The following is a 1,534-nucleotide window of genomic DNA, read 5'->3' on the forward strand; positions in this document are numbered from 1 at the left end:
ACGCGTGATCAAGCGAGGAAAACACAATGCCTACCTCATCAAGCGAGCCCACCACCACGGAACCCGCCACACCGGGCCACCAACCATCAAATTGCTCTCTCCGGTCTTAACTTAGCGGTATTGCGCCAGAGCTGGCTACGACGTCGAGCAGCGCCCGACCGTTCCTGGAGACAAGAATCCCGACTACCGTATCAACGGTCAGATCTTCGACTGTCTCGCGCCTACTACGGACAACATAAGGAACATTGCAAGCCGGATCGGCAGGAAGGTCGCCGCTCGACAGGCTGACCGTATCGTCCTCAACCTGTCCGATACGCCCGCCGACGTGGGAGCCATACGCGCCCAACTACACGACTGGCCGATTCCAGGACTCAAGGAGGTGATATCGATCGACAAGCAAGGTAACATACTCCATATCTACCCGTAAACTCTAATCACCTAGGCAATGGAGCACTTAGTTGGCAATCGTTTACTATCTGGATATGGCAACGCCGTTCACCGCAGAACAGGTGGCTCTAGAGCTATACGATTCTGCTCAGACTATCGGGCTGTTCGACGAATCTGTCACTGTTGAAAAAATACTCAAGGAGGGAGCGGTCACCAAGCTCTGGACTTGGATCAAAGTTACAGGAATCCAGCCTCAGCCCTGGAACGTGATAATCACCGATCTCGGCTTCACTCCAACGGTATCCGTGGCCTTCCGTCGCAACAACCAAGAGAAGACGTCCCAACAAGAGGACGACATGGTCAGAATCGTGGACCGCCTACTAGTCCGCGTTCCAGGCGATCTGGTGCTACACTGGGATTTCGAAGAGATCTGGCTGCTACGCCGCGGCGGCGAGTTGACTGTCAGCGAAGACGACGACATATGGCCACCGGAACGTCTGGCCGTATTGACCCAGCCCTACCATCGGGCCACCCACACCTTCTCCTAGCGATCTTTGGTCGCGGGCTTCTTCACATCTGTGTCAAGTTTGAGGCTGTCGTTGCCAGGTGTGCCCGATCGATGGAGTCCTTGACGTGCCGGTCGAGGGTGCGCAGCGCTTGTCGTAACTGGGGTGGGGCTTGGGGCGGGTCGGCAGCGGTGAGTGGGACCAGCAGCCGGTTGTAGACCTTGGTGTAGAACACCGCGATCCGGATGCCGTCGGCAGTGACGTGGTAGCGGTTGCTGTGCGGGAGGCGCCGGATGAGTCCGGCCAGCCGTAGCCGCCGCAGGTCGTAGGTCATCTGGTTGGGGCGGTAGTCGCTGCCGAGCAGCCCGGCGATCAGCACGCGAAGGTGCTTGTTGGTGAAGCCGGTCGCGGCGAGCAGCGTGGAACACAAGGCGCCGACCAGGGCCATGACCCGAGGATCGCCAAACCGCAGGGCCGGGGTCCTCCGCCCTTCCGCATCAACAGTGGGGTGCGCGATCGGGACCTCCCCCCGTTGACCGGACACCTCAGATGACAGGAGAGAGTGTTCGCTGTGGGAGAGCGACCGACGGTGAAGCGGGCTCGTCGGAGGTTCACCGACGAGTTCAAGCGTGATGCCGTGG

The 1,534-nt window shown here is 59.5% G+C and carries 2 protein-coding genes and 1 pseudogene; 2 read left to right on the top strand and 1 reads right to left on the bottom strand.

Annotated features, from left to right (window positions below):
- Nucleotides 1-184 precede the first annotated feature (184 nt).
- Both FFT21_RS30875 and FFT21_RS28460 read left to right on the top strand, forming a co-directional pair.
- A pseudogene (locus FFT21_RS30875) lies at nucleotides 185-427 on the top strand (CdiA C-terminal domain-containing protein); the annotation flags it as partial.
- Between the two features lie 31 nt (nucleotides 428-458).
- Complete coding sequence (locus tag FFT21_RS28460) at nucleotides 459-935, top strand: SitI3 family protein (RefSeq protein ID WP_137816979.1); 477 nt, start codon at nucleotides 459-461, stop codon at nucleotides 933-935.
- A gap of 22 nt (nucleotides 936-957) precedes the next feature.
- Here FFT21_RS28460 and FFT21_RS28465 read toward each other — a convergent pair whose 3' ends face one another.
- Nucleotides 958-1,341 (bottom strand): hypothetical protein, encoded by a 384-nt coding sequence (locus tag FFT21_RS28465; protein WP_225978851.1) that lies wholly within the window; start codon nucleotides 1,339-1,341, stop codon nucleotides 958-960.
- Nucleotides 1,342-1,534 lie beyond the last annotated feature (193 nt).

It is taken from the genome of Gandjariella thermophila (assembly GCF_005405885.1).
Classification (GTDB): Bacteria; Actinomycetota; Actinomycetes; order Mycobacteriales; family Pseudonocardiaceae; genus Gandjariella; species Gandjariella thermophila.